At 35.2% G+C, this 20,054-nt stretch carries 20 protein-coding genes, 1 tRNA gene and 1 riboswitch; of the genes, 11 read left to right on the top strand and 10 right to left on the bottom strand.

Translation table 11 applies throughout. From position 1 onward, the window contains the following. Positions 1-690, top strand: a complete 690-nt coding sequence (locus tag ACWPWK_RS02855) for a fimbrial biogenesis chaperone (RefSeq protein WP_109374199.1) — start codon at positions 1-3, stop codon at positions 688-690. Positions 691-927: 237 nt separating this feature from the next. On the opposite strand, the gene ACWPWK_RS02850 is transcribed toward ACWPWK_RS02855, so the two are convergent. Beyond that, positions 928-1,003 (bottom strand) — tRNA-Lys (locus ACWPWK_RS02850). A gap of 261 nt (positions 1,004-1,264) precedes the next feature. Between ACWPWK_RS02850 and cycA the strand changes: the two genes are divergently transcribed. The 3 genes from cycA (at position 1,265) to ACWPWK_RS02835 (ending at position 4,319) form a co-directional block, all read left to right on the top strand. Continuing rightward, positions 1,265-2,668 (top strand): D-serine/D-alanine/glycine transporter, encoded by a 1,404-nt coding sequence (gene cycA, locus ACWPWK_RS02845; protein ID WP_109374200.1) that lies wholly within the window; start codon positions 1,265-1,267, stop codon positions 2,666-2,668. Between the two features lie 183 nt (positions 2,669-2,851). Next, positions 2,852-3,286, top strand: coding sequence for a universal stress protein (locus ACWPWK_RS02840; RefSeq protein ID WP_100160390.1), 435 nt, complete (start codon positions 2,852-2,854; stop codon positions 3,284-3,286). Between the two features lie 214 nt (positions 3,287-3,500). Beyond that, positions 3,501-4,319, top strand: a complete 819-nt coding sequence (locus ACWPWK_RS02835) for an MBL fold metallo-hydrolase (RefSeq protein WP_109374201.1) — start codon at positions 3,501-3,503, stop codon at positions 4,317-4,319. A gap of 191 nt (positions 4,320-4,510) precedes the next feature. Here the strand turns inward: ACWPWK_RS02835 and ACWPWK_RS02830 are convergent, their stop codons facing one another. Beyond that, complete coding sequence (locus tag ACWPWK_RS02830) at positions 4,511-4,957, bottom strand: universal stress protein (protein WP_109374202.1); 447 nt, start codon at positions 4,955-4,957, stop codon at positions 4,511-4,513. A 235-nt stretch (positions 4,958-5,192) separates the two neighbouring features. Here ACWPWK_RS02830 and psiE point away from each other — a divergent pair, with 235 nt between their 5' ends. Further along, positions 5,193-5,606 carry a phosphate-starvation-inducible protein PsiE gene (gene psiE, locus ACWPWK_RS02825; RefSeq protein ID WP_023581865.1) on the top strand — a complete coding sequence of 138 codons (414 nt, stop codon included), beginning with the start codon at positions 5,193-5,195 and terminating at the stop codon, positions 5,604-5,606. A 146-nt stretch (positions 5,607-5,752) separates the two neighbouring features. Next, positions 5,753-6,568: a 23S rRNA (guanine(745)-N(1))-methyltransferase gene (rlmA, locus tag ACWPWK_RS02820; protein ID WP_109374203.1), complete on the top strand. Its 816-nt coding sequence runs from the start codon at positions 5,753-5,755 to the stop codon at positions 6,566-6,568. Positions 6,569-6,659: 91 nt separating this feature from the next. Here rlmA and mntP read toward each other — a convergent pair whose 3' ends face one another. The 4 genes from mntP to pabB all read right to left on the bottom strand — a co-directional run bounded on the left by mntP (position 6,660) and on the right by pabB (position 11,418). Continuing rightward, a complete protein-coding gene (gene mntP / locus ACWPWK_RS02815; protein ID WP_109374204.1) occupies positions 6,660-7,247 on the bottom strand; it encodes a manganese efflux pump MntP in 588 nt (195 codons plus the stop codon). Positions 7,248-7,306: 59 nt separating this feature from the next. Then, positions 7,307-7,445, bottom strand: a riboswitch (yybP-ykoY riboswitch). 491 nt (positions 7,446-7,936) lie between these two features. Beyond that, positions 7,937-9,298, bottom strand: coding sequence for an L-serine ammonia-lyase (locus ACWPWK_RS02810; protein WP_109374205.1), 1,362 nt, complete (start codon positions 9,296-9,298; stop codon positions 7,937-7,939). A 184-nt stretch (positions 9,299-9,482) separates the two neighbouring features. Then, a complete protein-coding gene (locus ACWPWK_RS02805) occupies positions 9,483-10,046 on the bottom strand; it encodes a CoA pyrophosphatase (protein ID WP_109374206.1) in 564 nt (187 codons plus the stop codon). After that, positions 10,033-11,418: an aminodeoxychorismate synthase component 1 gene (pabB, locus tag ACWPWK_RS02800; protein ID WP_109374207.1), complete on the bottom strand. Its 1,386-nt coding sequence runs from the start codon at positions 11,416-11,418 to the stop codon at positions 10,033-10,035. The genes ACWPWK_RS02805 and pabB overlap by 14 nt, the downstream gene beginning before the upstream one ends. Before the next feature lie 112 nt (positions 11,419-11,530). Here pabB and ACWPWK_RS02795 point away from each other — a divergent pair, with 112 nt between their 5' ends. Together ACWPWK_RS02795 and yebF are read left to right on the top strand one after the other, a co-directional pair. Continuing rightward, the gene (locus ACWPWK_RS02795; protein WP_109374208.1) at positions 11,531-11,713 is read left to right on the top strand and encodes a YoaH family protein; all 183 of its coding nucleotides are present in this window, start codon (positions 11,531-11,533) and stop codon (positions 11,711-11,713) included. A gap of 96 nt (positions 11,714-11,809) precedes the next feature. Continuing rightward, entirely contained in the window at positions 11,810-12,199 is a 390-nt protein-coding gene (gene yebF, locus ACWPWK_RS02790; RefSeq protein ID WP_109374209.1) for a protein YebF, read from the top strand. Positions 12,200-12,304: 105 nt separating this feature from the next. On the opposite strand, the gene ACWPWK_RS02785 is transcribed toward yebF, so the two are convergent. Then, entirely contained in the window at positions 12,305-12,538 is a 234-nt protein-coding gene (locus ACWPWK_RS02785; protein WP_100160381.1) for a DNA polymerase III subunit theta, read from the bottom strand. A 1,333-nt stretch (positions 12,539-13,871) separates the two neighbouring features. Between ACWPWK_RS02785 and ACWPWK_RS02780 the strand changes: the two genes are divergently transcribed. Further along, positions 13,872-15,344, top strand: coding sequence for an alanine/glycine:cation symporter family protein (locus tag ACWPWK_RS02780; protein ID WP_109374210.1), 1,473 nt, complete (start codon positions 13,872-13,874; stop codon positions 15,342-15,344). Between the two features lie 99 nt (positions 15,345-15,443). Beyond that, on the top strand, positions 15,444-16,283 hold the full coding sequence (locus tag ACWPWK_RS02775) for an N-acetylmuramoyl-L-alanine amidase (RefSeq protein ID WP_109374211.1): 840 nt from the start codon (positions 15,444-15,446) through the stop codon (positions 16,281-16,283). Between the two features lie 140 nt (positions 16,284-16,423). On the opposite strand, the gene brnQ is transcribed toward ACWPWK_RS02775, so the two are convergent. From brnQ to ACWPWK_RS02760, 3 genes are all read right to left on the bottom strand, one after another. Then, entirely contained in the window at positions 16,424-17,770 is a 1,347-nt protein-coding gene (gene brnQ, locus ACWPWK_RS02770; RefSeq protein ID WP_109374212.1) for a branched-chain amino acid transport system II carrier protein, read from the bottom strand. A gap of 302 nt (positions 17,771-18,072) precedes the next feature. Beyond that, positions 18,073-18,879, bottom strand: a complete 807-nt coding sequence (yidA, locus tag ACWPWK_RS02765) for a sugar-phosphatase (RefSeq protein WP_109374213.1) — start codon at positions 18,877-18,879, stop codon at positions 18,073-18,075. Between the two features lie 127 nt (positions 18,880-19,006). Next, positions 19,007-19,393, bottom strand: a complete 387-nt coding sequence (locus tag ACWPWK_RS02760; protein ID WP_006533085.1) for a helix-turn-helix domain-containing protein — start codon at positions 19,391-19,393, stop codon at positions 19,007-19,009. Between the two features lie 338 nt (positions 19,394-19,731). Here ACWPWK_RS02760 and mgrB point away from each other — a divergent pair, with 338 nt between their 5' ends. Further along, entirely contained in the window at positions 19,732-19,908 is a 177-nt protein-coding gene (mgrB, locus tag ACWPWK_RS02755) for a PhoP/PhoQ regulator MgrB (protein WP_229096604.1), read from the top strand. The last annotated feature ends 146 nt before the right edge of the window (positions 19,909-20,054 follow it).

Here is a 20,054-nt window from a genome sequence, read left to right as displayed (position 1 = left end):
ATGAAAAGGATCAGTATTTTTATTCTGTTACTGTGTTTTTCGTTTATCGCCAAAGCGAATTTAGCATTAGAGGGGTCAAGAGTGATCCTTTATCACTCAGACAAAGAAACATCCTTAAATATAAAGAATGATGGTGAGTTTCCTGTGGTGGTTCAAACATGGGTGGATGATGGCAATCCAGAAAATACTCCAGAAACCATAACTGATGTTTCCGCTTTATCATTACCGCCAGTATTACAATTAAAACCGAGTGAATCACAACGAGTACGAGTAATTAATAAATTTACCAATACAGATAAAGAGAAAGAGACACTTTACTGGCTTAATTTATATGAAATCATGCCTAAGCCTGCGAACAAAAAATATGATGAAGGTTTAATTAATGTCGTTGTCAGATTACAAGTAAAAGTATTCTATCGCCCTGATGATTTAATTATGGTGATTTCCGATGTCAGTAGCGCTCTTATTTTTATGAGATCAGATAAACAGTTAACAATTGAAAATCCGACACCTTTTTATGTCACTATTAAATCAGCATCTGGCGAAAATAATCCTAATATTCTCATTCCTATGATAGCGCCATTTTCAAAACAACAAGTTACATTAGAAAACAGTCAAATAAACCAAATTAGCTATATTCTGATTGATGATTTTGGTGGCGAATTTAAAGATAAAAAAGAGATAAAGTAGATTTTCTGGTGGTTTGTATTGGATTATGTAATTAAATTAGACTAATTGTTTGTTTTAATTAGTCTCATTAATTATAAAAATTGAATGAAATATAAGCCAATGTTATTTTTTTAATTACCGTATTATTTTGAGTTTCTAGATTAAGATAAATGCGCCATTTTGTCGCCACTTTCTTCCAGATACAAAAAAGCCACTTATTGCTAAGTGGCATAAATGTCTGATTTATCAGCTTAAATTTGGTGGGTCGTGGGAGGCTCGAACTCCCGACCAATTGATTAAGAGTCAACTGCTCTACCGACTGAGCTAACAACCCGATGCACTGATTATTCTCCTCTCAAATGCGATGGTCAAGTGCTTATTTTGATTTTTTTTTCAAATGGATAAAATATCGCCGATTAAATTAAAGAAAGGATCTTATCTGGTTATCAAAGCATCATTCATTTTACTAAAAGTGATCTTTTCATTACTTATACTGAGATTTGTGTCACAATAATTTCGCAAACATATTACCGCGTTAAAAAATAAAATAGCGGTAAAAACAACATCGAAAATATGAAAACACTTCAGGTATTGTATGGAAGATCAAACAGAAATTTCTCCTCCCGTTAGAGTGAAAAATGCTACTCTACAGCGCGGGCTAACAAATCGTCATATTCAATTAATTGCTATTGGTGGTGCTATCGGTACTGGTCTATTTATGGGATCAGGGAAAACCATTTCGTTAGCTGGACCATCAATTATTTTTGTTTATATGATAATTGGTTTTGTCTTGTTCTTTGTGATGAGAGCGATGGGCGAGCTGTTGTTATCAAATTTAGAATATAAGTCATTTAGTGATTTTGCTGGTGATTTATTAGGGCCGTGGGCTGGCTTTTTTGTTGGCTGGACATATTGGTTTTGCTGGGTCATTACGGGTATTGCCGATATCGTCGCTATAACGTCCTATATTAGTTATTGGGCTCCTAATTTTCCTGAATGGGGAACATCCTTTATTTGTGTGCTGACATTGCTTATTTTAAATTTAGCAACAGTCAAACTCTTCGGAGAAATGGAATTTTGGTTCTCCATGATAAAAATAACCGCAATTGTCTCTTTAATTATTGTTGGTATTGTTCTTATCAGTATTGGGTTTGAATCGCCAGCAGGACACACAGCAGCACTAGAGAATATTTGGAATGATGGGGGAATGTTCCCTAAGGGGTTAAGTGGATTTTTTGCTGGATTCCAAATTGCTATTTTTGCGTTTGTTGGGATTGAATTAGTCGGGACTGCGGCTGCAGAAACTCGTGATCCAGAAAAATCCTTGCCGAAAGCTATCAATGCTATTCCTATCCGTATTATTACTTTTTACGTACTAGCATTAGCAATTATCATGTCGGTAACTCCATGGCGTTCTATTTTGGCGGATAAAAGCCCATTTGTTGAGTTATTCGTTATGATAGGAATACCTGCAGCTGCAAGTTTAGTAAACTTCGTGGTATTAACGGCAGCAGCCTCTTCTGCAAATAGTGGGATATTTTCCACAAGCCGAATGTTATTCGGTTTATCTAAAGAAGGCGAAGCACCAAAACAGTTTAGCCAATTATCTAAACGTGCAGTACCTGCCAATGGACTGTTATTTACTAGCTTATGTTTGTCATGTGGAATTATATTAATCTACTTTATTCCTGATGTTATGCACGTATTTACCTTGGTAACAACAGTCTCTGCGTTATTATTTATGTTTATTTGGAGTATGATTTTATGCTCTTATTTGGCATATCGTAAAAAACGCCCACAATTGCATGAAAAGTCTATCTATAAAATGCCTTTGGGAATTATTATGTCGTGGCTGTGTCTTGCATTTTTTGCATTTATGACGTTGCTACTCGCTTTTGAACATGATACCCGCCAAGCATTAAGTGTGACTCCATTATGGTTTATTGCATTAGCAATTGGCTATCAGTACGTTAAAAAACGTAAACAAAAATGGCAATAGAAAAATAAATTACGCATTCTTTTTTTATTAAATGTATAGCCTTATCAATCGATGATAGGGCTATTTTTTTGATTAAAAATTAGGTGTTATTCAAGTGAGTTAATATATTTTTAGAATATGTTAACTATATCCAGCAATTTTTTTAAAATACACTATCCTACAATTAAAATAAAAGGAGACGGTATGTATAAGAATATTTTGGTTCCCATTGATATTGATGAAGATAACCTGATGAACAAAGCAATTCCGTTAGTGGAAAATATTGCAAAAAATGAAGATCCTTATGTTCACTTTTTGTATGTGTTACCTAAACTTCCACAATCTTCTTATTATCGACTTGTTATGAATGGCGATCAATTAGATCAAGGATGCTTAAAAACGTCAGCGGAAAAAGAGCTTAAAAAAATAATCGAACGTTTTGATTTACCTGATGACAGAATGCAAACTCACATTTGTATTGGTACACCACGAGATGCAATATTGCAGATTGCTGATGAGGTGAATGCGGATTTAATTGTGATTGGTTCGCATAATCCTGAAGATGACTCTTATCATATCGGTTCAACCGCCGCAGATATTACACGTTATGCAAAACGTTCTGTTATGGTAGTAAGATAATAGAGCCGTAAGATAACTCTAATGTGTTTATAAGTGAAAAATAAGAATATTTGCAGAGTTTAGTGATATCGCTGTTATGTTTTGTTCGCACGTAACAGCGATTATGCGATTAAAAAGGTAAAGCAATCGCACAAATCAGCAGCTTTTATATTTGGAACAAATTCTTTTTTTAATTACTATTACGTTATCTTCTGATAATAATTAAAAAATCCCTATGTTAACGATCACCGCATTACTAGAAAACAAATCGATTAATCCTGAACTTAACCATTATCCTGGTTTATCATTGTTGTTAGAAGATGATGAGTGCCAAGCTAAAATTCTCTTTGATACTGGAAAAGACCTTACCTTTATTTCAAATGCAAAAAAAATGGGTATTGATTTAACCACATTGAAAACGATTGTTGTGTCTCATGGGCATTATGATCATTTTGGTGGACTTACACATTTGCCAGTAGATTTTTTCACCCATAAACCACGAATTATCGCCCATCCTCATTTATTTTCTGTTCGTTATTCAGCCCTTTTTTTAGGTAATAAAAATATTAAATTTAAACGTTTAGCACCTTTATTTGATCGAGCAAAACTCGAAGCGCAGTTTTCTTTTGAATTAACACAAGCACCGTTAGTAATCGAAAAAAGTTTTATCTATTCGGGACAAGTGACTCAACGTCAAGTGAATAAACGCTATGGTGTTATTATTCATGAATCAGGTGAAGAAGATGATTATGTTCTTGATGATAGTTTTCTTGTTTGGCAAGGAAAAAAAGGCCTAGTGATTATCACTGGTTGTAGTCATTCTGGTATTGAATCCATCATTGGGCACGCGAAAAAAATAACTGGAAATAACCAAATTCAAGCGATTGTCGGGGGATTGCATTTACGTTGTGCAACACCATTTGCTTTACAGCGTGCTAAAAAAGCCATAGATGAAAATATTGATGTGTATGGATGCCATTGCACAGGGGGATTAGGGCGAAAATATCTTAATGCAAAAGATTTCAATGCAGGACAATCTTTATCTTTTGAGTAGTATTTAATGGAACGAAGTCTCTTAAAAGAGGCGAATTTTTTGTTTTTTTGGTCTGCATTCTAACAAAATAAGCTATTGAAACAAAAAAATTAAAGTGCATTTAGTGCTATTTATAATGAAGAGAATAGTAGAATAGTTATTGGCAATAAATGATCTAACTTTATTGCCAAAAGAAAAGTGTATTGGTGATTTTACTTGCGAATAACCATTACTGAACGCGACGTATTGTTTACAATATAATCCGCTGTCGAACCCAGTAAAATATTACGTTTATTGCGTGAACTTGAACCAATAATAATGGTATCTGCATCAATTTCATCTGCTAACTCTAGAATATTATAATTAGGCGTACCAATAACGGCATGGCATTGGTATTGCTCTTTGGGTAAGTTAAATTGTTGTTTTACGCATTGCTCTAATTTTTCAGTCAATAAAACTAAAGCTTGTTGCTTTTTCTCAATGACCGACGAGCTGTCACAATTAAGCCCATAAGCTTCTAAAGAGCGCAAATTAGGCATAACTGTAATGAAATGGAAATAATTTTCTGGTTTCCTAGCTAGGAAGTGAATATCTTCGATCATGCGCTGAATTCTGCTATCTTCTAATAAATCAATTGCAACGAGGTATTTGTTAGCCATAGTGTGCCTTTTCAATAAATTAGCCCTTAAATTAAGTATAAGTAAATCGGCTTACAAGTTGAAATTTAAAAGTAAATATTGCGATTATTGCATCATTATTCTTGGTTTTTTGGCTCTAAAAGATAAAAAAATGGTGTGGTGAATGCGTAAATCCATTAAAATTTAGTAAAATTGTCTAATAGATCTTTTATTATTTTTACACATCACGGAATGATCCCACTAGGTTATAGTTTATATGAGAAAATCAAGCGAAGACTTACTGAAATGTATTGCCACTATATTACAGTGGGTGCTTAATATTGGGTTACTTATTTTAGCGATTGTATTGGTCAGTTTTCTTATCAAAGAAACATATGTAATTGCTTCATTATTATTTAATTTAGGTGCAGAAGAGTCGTCTTATCAATTATTAGAAGGCATTTTGATCTACTTTCTTTATTTTGAGTTTATTGCACTTATTGTTAAGTATTTTTTATCTGGTGGGCATTTCCCTCTGAGATATTTTATTTATATTGGAATAACAGCAATAGTGCGTTTAATTATTGTTGAGCATAAAGACTCCGTTGATACGCTAATTCAATCAGGTGCAATATTGTTGTTAGTTATTGCGTTATTTATCGCTAACACTGAAAAACTAAAACGAACTTAATTCGCCTATAAGTTGTGCTTAGTAAGCTACTTAGCATAGAAAGCATGACTTAAGATTAAAAATAAAGAGTAAGGTTTTCCGCAAGATTGGGAGAGGTATGTTATTATCTCTCCCAATTCTATTCTGGGTTATACAAAAATATTACTATGTCTTATCAATGTCCATTATGTTATCAGGCGCTTTCTCTTCAAGCTCACAGTTGGGTCTGTGAAAATAATCATCAATTTGATTGTGCTAAAGAAGGGTATGTCAATTTGTTGCCAGTGCAATTTAAACGCTCAAAAGAGCCTGGTGATAGTGCTGAAATGATTAACGCACGCCGTGAGTTTTTAGATGCAGGTTTTTACCAGCCAATGCGAGATAAAGTGGCTGAGTTAATACAAACATTATTGCCTGAAGATAACAGTGTTGTATTGGATATTGGTTGTGGTGAAGGTTATTACACCAATCAATTTTATCAAAATCTAAAATTACATAATCCACAAGTTTATGGCTTAGATGTTTCTAAGGTTGCAATTAAATATGCAGCTAAACGCTATTCATCCATTCATTTTTGTGTAGCTTCAAGTCAACGTTTACCTTTTTGTGATGCTTCTTTAAATGCGGTTGTGCGTATTTACGCCCCTTGTAACAGTGATGAATTAGCAAGAGTCATTGTGCACAATGGTTATATTATTACTGTTACACCAGCTCCTCGTCACCTTTATCAGTTAAAAGCACTGATTTATTCAGAAGTACATCTTCACCCATTAAAAGAAGAACATTTTGATGGGTTTAATAAAGTGTCTGAACATCAAGTTGCTTATATGATGAATTTAAACGGTAAGCAGGCTTTTGATTTATTACAAATGACGCCGTTTGCATGGCGTGCAAGCGAAGAAGTAAAACAAACATTAGCGGAAAGTAAAAACTTTGAATGTGAAACAGACTTTTTAATTCGAGTCTATCAACGTCATGCTTAATAATGTGAAATAATAATATTTTATTAAGTTAATAAAAAAGCTTAGGTCGTGATATTTCAAACCTAAGCTTTTTAATATGCTTTATTAGTGATTATTTGGCGTACATAAATAATTCTAAGTGTTCGAATACAATATTAAAGCCGATAGCAATTAATACGATCCCGCCAATAATTTCTGCTTTTTTTCCAAGTACTGGGCCAATGTAGCGCCCAATTAGCATACCCAGCGTAGCCATGATCATGGTCATCATACCAATCGTCATTGCGGTATGAACAATATTGACTTGAAGAAACGCTAAACCGACACCAATTGCCATTGCATCAAGGCTTGTAGCAATACCTGTGGCGATTAAAGATAGTGAGCCGTGGCGTTGTGGGGCTTCTTCTTCACAAGGACAATCATCGCCACGTTTTAAGCTTTGGTAAATCATCCGGCTACCAAGAACAAACAGTAATCCAAAGGCAACCCAGTGATCCCATTGAATAATATATTGGCTAGTATATAAGCCTATCGCCCAACCAATAACGGGTGTGCTGGCTTCAATAATACCGAATATAAATCCAGTGCGGAGTGCTTCGCGAAAACGAGGTTTGTGTAATGTGGCTCCTTTACAGACAGCAACAGCAAATGCGTCCATAGAAAGGGCAAGGGCGAGAATGATAGTAGCGTAGAAACTCATAATAAAGCCTCGGTTGGGGTATTTCCATATACACACAATTGACCCCCAACCAAAGAAGTACAATTATGTGTCTATGGTCTTGCCAACCGTATTACGGCATCTGCACCACGCTAGATGAAAATAAGCGAGTATGTTGATACAGATTTCTTAAAATAATTATTCTTATTTTAAGACAGGCTACTCCCCAATGACTTGGTGCAGAAGATAACATATTATTTTCGAAAGGCAACATATTATTTATTATATTTCAAAGATGATATTGATAATAATTATCATTATTAAATCAGGTTGTTTTAAATATATTTTAAACGATCTTCAAATGTTAAAAAAATGATAAAATTCAATATGATGAATTATTAACCATATAATAAATGATGGGTTTTAATTATTTTTATAATAAGAAATTAATATTTTATAGAAATGAGTACACCTAAAAATTATAAGCTCTATTTCCTACAAAATTAAATAAATATTAAATGAGCCTATATTTAATAAGTATATTTAGTGCTGGAATTTAATATATAAAAATAAAAAGTTTTAAATTATAAAAAGATAGATTGCTTAATTTCAAATGTATATTTAATAATTATTTTCTTTAGTTATCTAAGGGTTAAGCGATGATTAAAAATAAAGTAGCTGAAATAAAAAAGCCATTCAAAATGAATGGCTTTTCGTCTAAATAGTGTTAATTAGTCACACTGTACTTTGATTGCAAGACCACCGCGTGATGTTTCGCGGTATTTAGCATTCATGTCTTTACCCGTTTCATACATGGTTTCAATGACTTTATCGAGAGAAACACGAGGTTCACTGGTACGACGAATTGCCATACGCGCGGCATTGACTGCTTTAACAGAAGCAATGGCATTACGTTCAATACAAGGAACTTGGACTTGGCCTGCAACTGGGTCACAAGTTAAACCAAGGTTGTGTTCCATACCGATTTCAGCAGCGATACAGACTTGTTCTGGACTTCCGCCTAATAATTCAGCAAGACCCGCAGCTGCCATTGAACAAGCTACGCCAACTTCGCCTTGGCAACCGACTTCAGCACCTGAAATAGAAGCATTCATTTTGTAAAGAATACCAATTGCACCGGATGCCAAGAAATAGCGTAAGTAGGTTTCTTGTGTAACAGGCTCTATGCAACGATCGTAGTAAGCCAATACAGCAGGAACGATACCACATGCACCATTTGTTGGTGCTGTAACAACGCGTCCACCTGCGGCGTTTTCTTCATTAACCGCCAGTGCAAACATATTGATCAGATCAACGACTTTCATTGGATCGTTTGACAGGCTGTTGCTTGATGTTAATAAGCGATTTAATGCGGCAGCACGACGAGGTACACGTAATGGTCCCGGTAATACGCCTTCTGTATTTAAACCGTGTTCAATGCACTCTTGCATTGTTTTATAAACATCAGCGAAATAAGCATTAATTTCTGCTTGAGTATGCAGATCTAGCTCATTTTTCATCATTAAGCTAGAAATGGATAAACCCGTTTCTTTACAGTGTTTTAATAACTCTTCTGCACTAGCATAAGGGTATGAAACAGGCTTGCTATTTAATGTTGATTTACCGAAGTTTTCTTCATCAACGATAAAACCGCCACCAATAGAATAATATGTTTTTCTATAGACTTCTTTGTCGCCAGCAAAAGCATGGATTGTCATACCATTTTCATGTAATGACAGGTTGTCGTTGCTAAAATGCATACTTTCTGCTGGGAAATCGACCACTTTTAAGCCGTTTGCTAATGAAAGCTTGCCAGTTTCTTCAACTTCACGAATAAAACCGGGAATGCTGTCAATATCGACAGTAGCTGGTGCATTACCTGCTAACCCCATAATAATTGCGATATCAGTATGGTGACCTTTGCCTGTCAAAGACAAGGAGCCGTAAACATCAACAGCTACACGAGTGACAGACGCAATCAATTCCTGGCTGACTAAATCATCGACAAATTCTTTACCCGCTTTCATTGGCCCTACGGTGTGAGAGCTAGATGGTCCGATGCCCACTTTAAACATGTCGAAAACGCTAATCACGTCAGACTCCTTAATAATAAGAGAGAGGGTTAAAAAGAATAAAATATAGTTATTTATAGTAAAGGGATCGTTTTTACGATTATATCGTCCCGTTAATGATGTAGTTTACAACATTTTTTTAAAATAGCTAAGTAGAGTTGTGAAGGCGGCGATAAAAAGCACAAGCTGAATATAAAATAGCGTGCTAAGTAATATGCAAAGCGAGTCTATGCAAAATAGCAGCGGTTAATCCCCAGACGAGATGTCCATTATAGGGATAAAAGTAGATACGATGATTTTCACCAGCACGATGAAAATCTAAAGGTTGATAATGTTGGGCATTAAGTACATGACTTAGTGGCATTTCAAAGATAGAGGCAACTTCCGCTGGATTATGGCGTAAAGGTAAACCCGCAGGAATAACACCCACAATAGGGGTAACTAAATATCCGCTAGAACTTTGCAAAGGGGCTAATTGACCAATAACGGATACGGCATGGGGTGGAATAGCCACTTCTTCATGCGCCTCCCTTAGTGCTGTTGCAATAAGGTTGCTATCTTCAGGATCGCGTTTACCGCCGGGTAAAGCGACTTGCCCTGCATGAGAGCGTAACGTTGATGCACGCTCAGTTAATAATAATGTTGGGTTAGGTTTATTGATAATCGGCAGCAGGACAGCTGCCGATTTTTGGGCATGAAGAGGCTGATTTACCTTGTCATCAGGTAATGTGAGTTGAAAACGATTGATAAAAGTATCAATGGGTGTCATCGATAGTAGACTCACTTAAAACAGTTAATATTTGCCCAAGTTTATCGAATGTTTCTTGGTACTCTTTTTCAGCAACGCTATCAGCAACAATACCACCACCTGCCCAACAGTAAATTTTATTTTTTTCAGTTAATAAAGTGCGAATGCTGATATTGGTGTCCATTGTGCCACAAAAACTGATATAACCAATTGCACCACAATATCCATGGCGACGATGAGGCTCTAATTCTTCAATGATCTCCATAGCTCTGATCTTCGGCGCTCCGGTAATTGAACCACCAGGGAAAGCCGCTCTTAATAGATCCGTTGCTTTTAAATGCTCAGGAAGCGCTGCGGTGATAGTACTGACTAAATGGTGTACTGCTGGGAAACGCTCGACAACAAACAATTCAGGAACCTTAACAGAACCTGTTACTGCAACTTTGCCAATATCATTACGCATCAAATCTACAATCATTAAGTTTTCAGCGCGATCTTTACGTGAATTTGCTAATAATTGAGCTTGTTCATCATCTTCTTTTGGCGATGCTTTACGAGGTAGTGTGCCTTTTATAGGACGTGTTTCAATTTTATTATCAACTAAATGAATAAAACGTTCAGGTGAAACACTAATCACAAAGTTATTTGGCAAACACATAAAAGAAGAAAAAGGTGCTTTATTAGCTTGATTCAATGTTAAGAATGCGTTCCACTCACTGCCTGTATAGCTTGCACAAAAACGTTGAGCTAAATTAACTTGATAGCAGTCACCCGAAAGTAAGTATTGATGAATTTTAGCAATTTTCTCGTTATATTCATCACTACTGATGTTTGATTGCCAATCTGTTGTTAAGGTGAATCGTGAATCAAGAGCTGTGGAAGTTTGGCTTTCTAACCACTGTGAGCGCTCATCAATATTGTGATAGCTAATTAAAGTGGCTTTTTTTAAATCGTGATCAACAATAAGTGCCCAATCATAAATACCAATTGCCATATCTGCGAAACTAAGTTCATTTTTCGCTATTTCAGGTAAATTTTCAAAACGACGACCTAAGTCATAACTCCAGATACCTAAAGCGCCACCCAAAAAAGGCAATGACTCACTTTGTTCTGGGTGAAAATCGAATTGTTCCAACGCAGATTGAATGAGAGTGAAGGGATCTTTTTTAGAACGTTTGACTGTGCCGTTTTTTTCTTTAATCGTTGTCGTTTGTTTGCGAGTTTCTAAAGTCACAGCAGGATCGGAGACAACAATATCAAAACGATTATGAGGATGTTCGGCAAAGCCAGAATGAAGTAAACTAGACCAAGGCAATGACGCAATAGGAGAAAATACCCGCAATGCTAGATCAGGGGTATAAGTTAGTTCGCGTTGTTGTAATTGCATATCCATCTTATGACCATGTAAACAAAGTGTGTTGTATTATTTGCACAATAAATTGTAATCAAAAAGATTACATTCATGTAAATACAAAATAGACGTTAATAAAGATAAGAGTAACATTATGTTTCTAGGAATGCCTACATTAACACATGAAGAGCAACAAAAAGCGGTAGAAAAAATCCAATCTCTTATGGCTGAGGGAATGAGCAGTGGAGAGGCTATCCAATTAGTAGCTCAAGAGTTAAGAGAGAAACACGCGACCCGTGAATCTGTTTCTATTGTATTTGATGATGAAAATGAATAAAACAATTTTTTAACAAATGTCACAATTGTGTTATTAACCATATGCTATGCTTAATGAAAACACATCCTGTTTTAAGGGATATTTTCGGGAGGTTATATGACATTAAGCAAGCTTGTGAGTCAAACAGGGATACTTGGAGCAGGTCTTTTACTTGCCGTTTCTTTTGGAGCATCTGCAGAAAGTATCGAAAATGTGAATAAAGATATTGTGCGCTCTGCACCATTTTCGAGTTGTGTTAATTTAGATAACAATCAACTTGTTACAAGAGTAAAAAATGATTATTTACAAAATCGTTTACCTCGCTGGCAAGATGATAAAAATGCATTAGGATCAAAACCTGTTGCAAGTATTAATGCTAATGAAGTTATCAAGATGGATAATAACTATCAGATGGTATTGAATGTAAGAGGGGCGAGAACAGACCTTCGTTACAATGTTCAAGTCAATTGTGATGACAATACTATTACTTATGTTTCCCCTAAGTAATAGATAGGTGATAGTGAGTTGTAGTTAATCGATTGAAAGAAAAAGAGATAAACCAAGGTTTATCTCTTTTTTTTTACCATTATCAAAATAACGGAGAGTGTTTGACTATTTTTTTACTGGTGGGTCATAAGGTAAACGAGAATAGTGCTGGCTTCTTGCACGATAAAATACCAGCCTTTCTTGAAAGAAGGCTTGAAAAGCTTGAGGTTGTTCTCTTAAAACAGCATCTGCTACAACAGGCATGTTATAGCGCTCTTTAAAAGCAACGCCTGAAGCGGCTAAACTTATATTTAGCTTATCTTTTTCTTCTTGTGTTAATTCTGAAAGGTTATAACTCATTATCTTTCCCTCTATAACAATATAAGTAAGGTAAAAGAGCGCGCTTATTAATGCAAGTAAATAAAGATATTAGTCATTAATGTGTAGTAAAAATGATGTGCTTTATTTGGGTCGATTTTTAATCAAGGTCATTAAATATAACAATAAAAATCTATTCTTCTTTAATTGTTATACCACTTTATGAGTAATTCAAATAAGGCTAATGATAAAATGAGTATTTTTAATCCTTATTAAATAGATTTTAAAATAGAGAAAAAGCAGTTTATCTCTGAAAAGAGTAAATAATATGAATGTTTAATTTGATTTAGATCAATGAAAAGAGTGATGGATTTTGCATTAAAAATAGGTAAATAATGTTAATTTATTAATGAGATATTTCATGTTTTTTTATTTTGTATTGTTTGACAATGAGTTATGATAAGGCACTGAAATATTGAGATAAAAAAATGCCCTGTTGGGGAAACAGGGCGAAAATTAATACAACACCAGGGAAAAACATAGTATAAATAAAATTAACCAAATGGTTAATAGGTAAACTTACGTGATTCTACATTTTTTTATTAATATAAAATAAACTTTAATTAATGTTCAAAAAAGAATAAGGTTATTAATGAATAGCTAGTGAATAAAAAAAGAGAAGAGAAAGCAATCAACAGTATTCATTAAAAATGAAAGATAACTAACCATGCTATAATTAATGCATTAGGAAAGTATGATAAAATAAAGATGTAAAGTTTATTTTTTATCTTATTTTAATATCTTATTAATATTAAAGCATTTTATTGACATGGCAATATAAAATATTTATTGTTAATTGTTATAAAAATCTTTATTTCTTAAATGTTAATTACTGAGATGTTAAATCTTACATTAAAAAAATCTTAATTAAACACTTTAATAGTTCATTTAAATCTTATTTTAGATAAATAGAAAAGATTATTAACTGATGTTTTTTTAATCTGTTTGTTCTTTTTTCTAAAATGACTGATTAACTTAATGACTAAAGTATTTGCTTTACTTTTCCGAGTTAATAAAATAAAGAAATAATTATTTATCCTAATGATATGTATGGTTTTTTTATTTTTCAATATTGTTCATTTTAGTTAACGATATAATTAAATTAAAATAATAATATGTAAAAAAATAAACAAAAAATATACATGTCACGCAATATTGTGTTACATTTAGTTCGCTTTTCACACAGTAATTTTTGATATTACTTTAAGACGGATTCGTATCAGTAATTGTCTCAATTACACGATATCTGCTTACTTTTTTATTTCAATAGCGATGTAAGGATAGGTTATATACGTTATTACATAAGGGGATTGATTTGACAGGGCTAATAAACTTTGCGAATAACATTTTATGGGGATATGCTCTTATCTACTTACTTCTTGGAGTAGGTATTTACTTTACTATCCGTACTGGATTTATACAAATCCGACATTTTAGTCATATGTTCTCTATTTTAAAAAATAGCCATAAGTCAGATAAATCAGGAATTTCTTCCTTTCAGGCATTATGCACTAGTCTAGCTGCGCGGGTAGGTACTGGAAATTTGACGGGAGTCGCGATTGCTTTAACTGCGGGTGGCCCTGGCGCTATTTTTTGGATGTGGGTAGTCGCTTTAATTGGTATGGCGACATCATTAATAGAAAGTACACTCGCACAACTTTATAAAACAAAAGATGATGATGGTAACTACCGTGGTGGTCCTGCTTATTATATGACAAAAGGACTGAAAATGCGCTGGATGGGTGTTCTCTTCGCCATTTTCTTAATTATCGCTTTTGGCTTAGTTTTTAATGCTGTTCAAGCGAATTCGATTGCTCAAGCTACAGCTTCTGCCTTTAATTTTGATCCACTTTACGTGGGGATCTTTTTAGTACTAACCAGCGGATTTATTATTTTTGGTGGCCTGCGTTGGATTGCTCGTGTTGCTGAATTAGTTGTTCCTGTCATGGCAACAGCTTATTTATTATTAGCATTTTGGGTTGTTGCAGATCATATTGAACGCTTACCCGAAGTTTTTATTTTAATTTTTAAAAGTGCCTTTGGATTACAAGAAGCGGCTGCTGGTGCCATTGCTTACGGTATTAGCCAAGCGATGACACAAGGTATTCAACGCGGTCTCTTTTCTAATGAAGCAGGTATGGGTTCTGCACCGAATGCTGCTGCTTCAGCAACACCTTATCCACCGCATCCTGCATCTCAAGGCTATATTCAAATGCTAGGTGTTTTCATGGATACCTTGGTTATTTGTAGTGCCACTGCGGTGATCATTTTATCATCAGGTGTACTAGACAGTTATCCAGAAGGTATTAACGGTATTCAATTAACACAATTGGCCTTGTCATCTAGTGTGGGTGGTTGGGGAAGTACTTTTATTGCAATTGCAATTTTCTTCTTTGCTTTTACCTCCATTATTGCCAATTATGCTTATGCTGAGAGTAATATGATTTTCCTTGGACGTAATCACACAACAGGGCTATTTCTTTTACGTTCAGCGGCTTTAGCTATGGTGATGTTTGGCGCTTTAGCGGATATGCCTCTTGTTTGGAAAATGGCCGATCTCTCAATGGGATTAATGGCAATGACTAATTTAATTGCAATCATCTTGCTTTCTGGTGTCGCCTTAAAATTAGTTAAAGATTATAACCAGCAACGACAAGCAGGTTTACTGCCTACATTTGATATTCGCCAATATCCAGAGTTACAAGATGACATTGAGGAAGGAATTTGGGATGAAAATATTGTTCCTGATGAACCTTTAGTTCGATGTGAAAAAGTGAGCAATAACTAAGGCACTAATAAAAAAGCGTCAAAACTCAGAACCTATATTCTTTAATATGGGTTTTTTTATTACAATTTAACTTTGGGAATAATCAATCAAGGATCAGAAATGAGGTCTAGTCGGTATTATATAGGATTACTTATTGCAATAAGCCTCTTAACCAGTTGTGCCAAACAACCAGTATTTATTGATAGAGGTGAATATATAGTTAAAGTTATTCCTAATAAGCAGGAAGCAAATGACTGTGTAAAATATCTGGTGATGCACTATACCGCGCTAGATGATGAACGCTCGCTTAAGGTTCTTACTGGGGGGCGAGTCAGTAGTCACTATTTGATCCCTACACATCCTTCATCTATTGATGGAAAGCCAGTGATTACTTCTTTAGTGGATGAAAGGCAAATTGCATGGCATGCGGGTATTAGTCAGTGGGGAGACGCAACTAGCCTAAATAATTGCTCTATTGGGATCGAGATAGTCAATCTGGGTTACCGTGATAATGGCAAGTTTAGGTATTGGTATTCTTATACAGCGGATCAAATCGTGACGATTTCAGCGGTAATGAAAGATATTATTGAACGTTATGATATCGAACCTCAAAACGTTTTGGGTCACAGTGATATTGCACCTCTCAGAAAAGTTGATCCGGGTCCTTTATTTCCTTGGGAAAGATTAGCCAGTCAAGGTATAGGTGCTTGGCCTGATAAGCAATTAGTGAAAACTTATTTAGCAGGTAGAGATCCTTCAGAGCCTGTTGATGTTGCGAACTTCCAAAAGTTATTACAGCAATATGGTTATCAAACACCAACGAATGGTGTGTTAGATAATAATGCACAAAAAGTAGTGAAGGCTTTTCAAATGCATTTTAGGTCGAGCAAAGCAGATGGTATTCCTGATGCTCAATCAGAGGCGATTTTAAAGGCATTGATTGAGAAATACCGAACTTAAAGTTTCCTGTGATGAGCTGTACTGAATAGATAGTAAAAATGCAGGTAATAGAAAAGCAAAAAGCGTCTCCAATATAAAATTTGGAAGACGCTTTTTTATCAACTTATAATCAGCATTACAAATTAGGTGATATATGCTGGTTATTTCGCTGTATTTTCTATTGGAAGACTTTCTTCTTTAAAATTTAAGCTAACAACTAGCGAGATTACAAATGCAATCGCACCTGGTAATACCCAACCTAAGCCATAATCAGACAGTGGGATATAGCTAAATAATTGCAGTAAATCAGCATTTAACCATTTCAATTGTTTCAACGTATCGAAAAGGCTCATCAAAACAATGATTGCAATTGTAAAGCGATAGGTAAAGCGAGGCGCTTTTAATTTATTACGAATAAATTGCAGTAATACCAATGTGACTGATGTTGGATAAATCATTAATAATGCAGGAATAGTCACTCGTAATAGTGTATCAAGACCAAACGTTGATACAACTGTGGTCATTAATGTAAATACCACAACCCAAAAGCGATAGCCTAAACGATGATGGAATGTCGCAAAGTAGTCTGCCGCAGCACTTGTTACACCGACAAGTGTTGTCATACTGGCTAATAAAACAATACCTCCCATCAACCAAGTACCCACAGAGCCAAATAACGCATCAACATAACGTGAGAAAATCTGGCCACCGTTAGTAGCATTGAGTGCTGGATCAGCAAAAACAGAAACAGAGTGGCTTGTTGCACCTAAGTAGAAAAGGCACAGATAAAGTGCTGCTAATAGTAAGACTGAAATCATGCCTGCTTTTATGGTAATAAAACCGATCTGGTGTGGTTCAGTAATGCCTTTGGTATATAAAGCACGAGCAACGATACCACCAAATGCCATAGCAGAGAGGACATCCATGGTTTGGTAACCATCAATAAAGCCAGAGAAGAAGCCATTTACCGCATAAAGGCCTGTTGGTTCACCAATTGGGGAAATCGGTTTAGCCACAACAGCAATGCCCACAACCACCAGCAGAATTAACAGTGCTGGTGTCATAAACTTACCAATGGCGCTTATCATTGTGCCTTGTTTGAGCATGAAAAACATACTTGTGATATTGAAAACAAGTGCGAAAGTAAGGTGTGTTGCCGTATTTTTCTCAATAAGCCCTAAAGGTAAGAAACCCATTTCATAAGCAGTATTGGTGACACGAGGCATCGCAAAAGTAGAACCTACGATAAGATACAGTGCTACCCAGAAAATCACAGCCACCCATGAAGGCAAATCGACAGAAAGGCGCTCTCCACGTCCACGAATTGCGACGATAACCAAGGTAAGAAAAGGGAGTAAGACACCTGTAACAAGGAAACCTAAAGATGTACTAAACCAGAGGCTTCCTGATTGGAAACCCGCCATAGGAGGGAAAATAATATTGCCAGCGCCAAGGAAGAGTGCGAAAACCATCATCCCAAGAACGAGCATGTCTTTTGTAGAAAGCATAACTAAAACTACCTGTCTGTGAAGAAAATATATTAATGATTTATATTTGTTATTCTATATCTAGCCTAATTAACAGCTTAATATGTTGTGAAAATGCAGTTTGAATAACGAAAAGTGAATTGATAGTAACAAATTCTGAAGGATATGTAAGAAGAAAGGCAGATTTAACGCTCATTTAACAGTAATTATAGAATAATAAAAGGCTATATTTTTGGTCGAAAAGCAGTGTGATCCTCTGCTAAGGATCACAATTGCTATATAATTTTGTAGACATTCGCGATAAAACACAAAAAAGATCGTGTTTAAATAAATTTATCGATAGCGGCTGCAACACCGTGCTCTTCATTAGAAAGTGTGACGAATTTAGCGACTTTCTTCACTTCTTCAGGCGCATTTCCCATCGCAACACCTAAACCTGCATATTTTAGCATTGCCAAATCATTACCTTGATCACCAATACACATGATTTTTTCTGGTGTAATTTTCAAATGTTCAGCAACTTTTTTAACCGCACTCCCTTTATTGACATTGGTATTTAATACTTCAATAAAATAAGGGGCACTACGTAATATGCTGTATTGTTCATAAATATTAGTAGGAAGATATTGAATAGCATTATCCAAAACGGCAGGTGCATCAACAATCATAAACTTACTAAAATACATATCAGTTTGCATTTCATTCAGTGGACGATAATAAAGCGGAGTCCAAGATAAAAAGGCTTCTTGGCAGGTGAAATGGCTAATATGACTGTTGGTAGTATAAATCTTATTATCGCTGATAACGTGAAAATGGACGCCAATCTCACGAGCAAGGTTTTCAAAATAGAGATAATCTTCAAAATTGAGCAGATCTTGAATAATCACTTCACCATTATCTGCTTGATGGATTTGGCTACCATTATTGCTGATGCAGTAACAATCAGAGGTATCAAGACCGAGTATTTTTAAATAGGGAGAGATGCCATTGAAGGAGCGTCCTGAAGCTAATACAATCTTAACTCCCGCCTCTTTTGCTCGCTGAACTGCTTGTTTTACTTCTGGCGTAATTTCGTGTTGTTTGTTAAGCAAGGTTCCATCTAAATCAATCGCGATAAGCTTAATACTCATTAGCATCCCCATATTAAATAAAAGCAATTATGATAAAGGAAGGGCGAAGCGGTCTATCATCACATAGCTTGAGTATTATTTATGTGACATTAAAGGCTATCTGTATAATGCCACATAAATGGAAGGGTTAATCACAACAAGGTGACTGTAAATGTAAAGGCTGTTTGGTTTCTAAAACGATCTCTTGATTTTGCCGGAAGTCGAAAGGCGTGATGCCATACTCTTTACGGAACATATAAGTAAAGTGAGATTGTGAACCAAAGCCAAAATCAAGGGCGATATCGAAGATAGAGCGCTCACTGGTACGTAATAAGTGAATAGCACCAGCTAATCTACGCTGACGGATATACTTTCCTAAAGAGGTGCCCGTGACTTCTTTAAAGATTTTCTGCATGTGCCAAAGAGAATACCCAGAATAAGCCGCCAACTCTTCAAGATGGATAACACGGCCTAAATGTTCCTCAATCCATTTACTTAGGGCGCAAACCAATGCGAGATGATTATCTTGTGGCATTACAGTTCCATTCTATCAATGAAGTTAAGGTAAAAATCAAAATTAACTCCCTAATCTTATACAAAAAATAGCAGACAGAGAAATCCATATTAATGGATAGCTATCTCTAATCGTTGGCAAAATGTGTACTTAAATAATATAAGGTCATTTTACATACAGTTTAGAGCGAAATAATGCAAATTATCTGAAGTCTGTCGAGGAAGCGTTTACCTTTCATAATGAAAGTTATGCTAAATTTACTCATAGAGATAATTGATTGCGAATTTTATAACAACAACCCCCTGTCTTGTTATCGTATTTAAGCGAATGCTTATAATGTGATAAGTCATACTAACAAAATGTATTTAAAGGATTTTAAATTGAACGCAAAGAAAATAATTATTAGCTTAATTATTGCATTAGTCATTACCTTTGGCCTCTATCTTGTGGCTTTAGATAATTTTTGCGATCGAGGAGAGGATTTCCAACAAGGTCTCTGTCGCTTTACCACATTATTCCCCTCTAAACATCACTAAAAGATAGCTTTTCTTATTATTTTTCGCCTAGCATAAAATGTATTTGTTATTCAAGTCAGAATAGTGTTTTAATGGTGGCTTGAAATAAACAAAATCGTAAATATTAGTTTACACGTTAAGTTGATAAAATAATAAAGAGAAGAGGA

It is taken from the genome of Proteus sp. Marseille-Q3619, from assembly GCF_965283115.1.
Note: the sequence above shows the minus strand (reverse complement) of the source record. Positions and strands in the feature narration are given on the sequence as shown.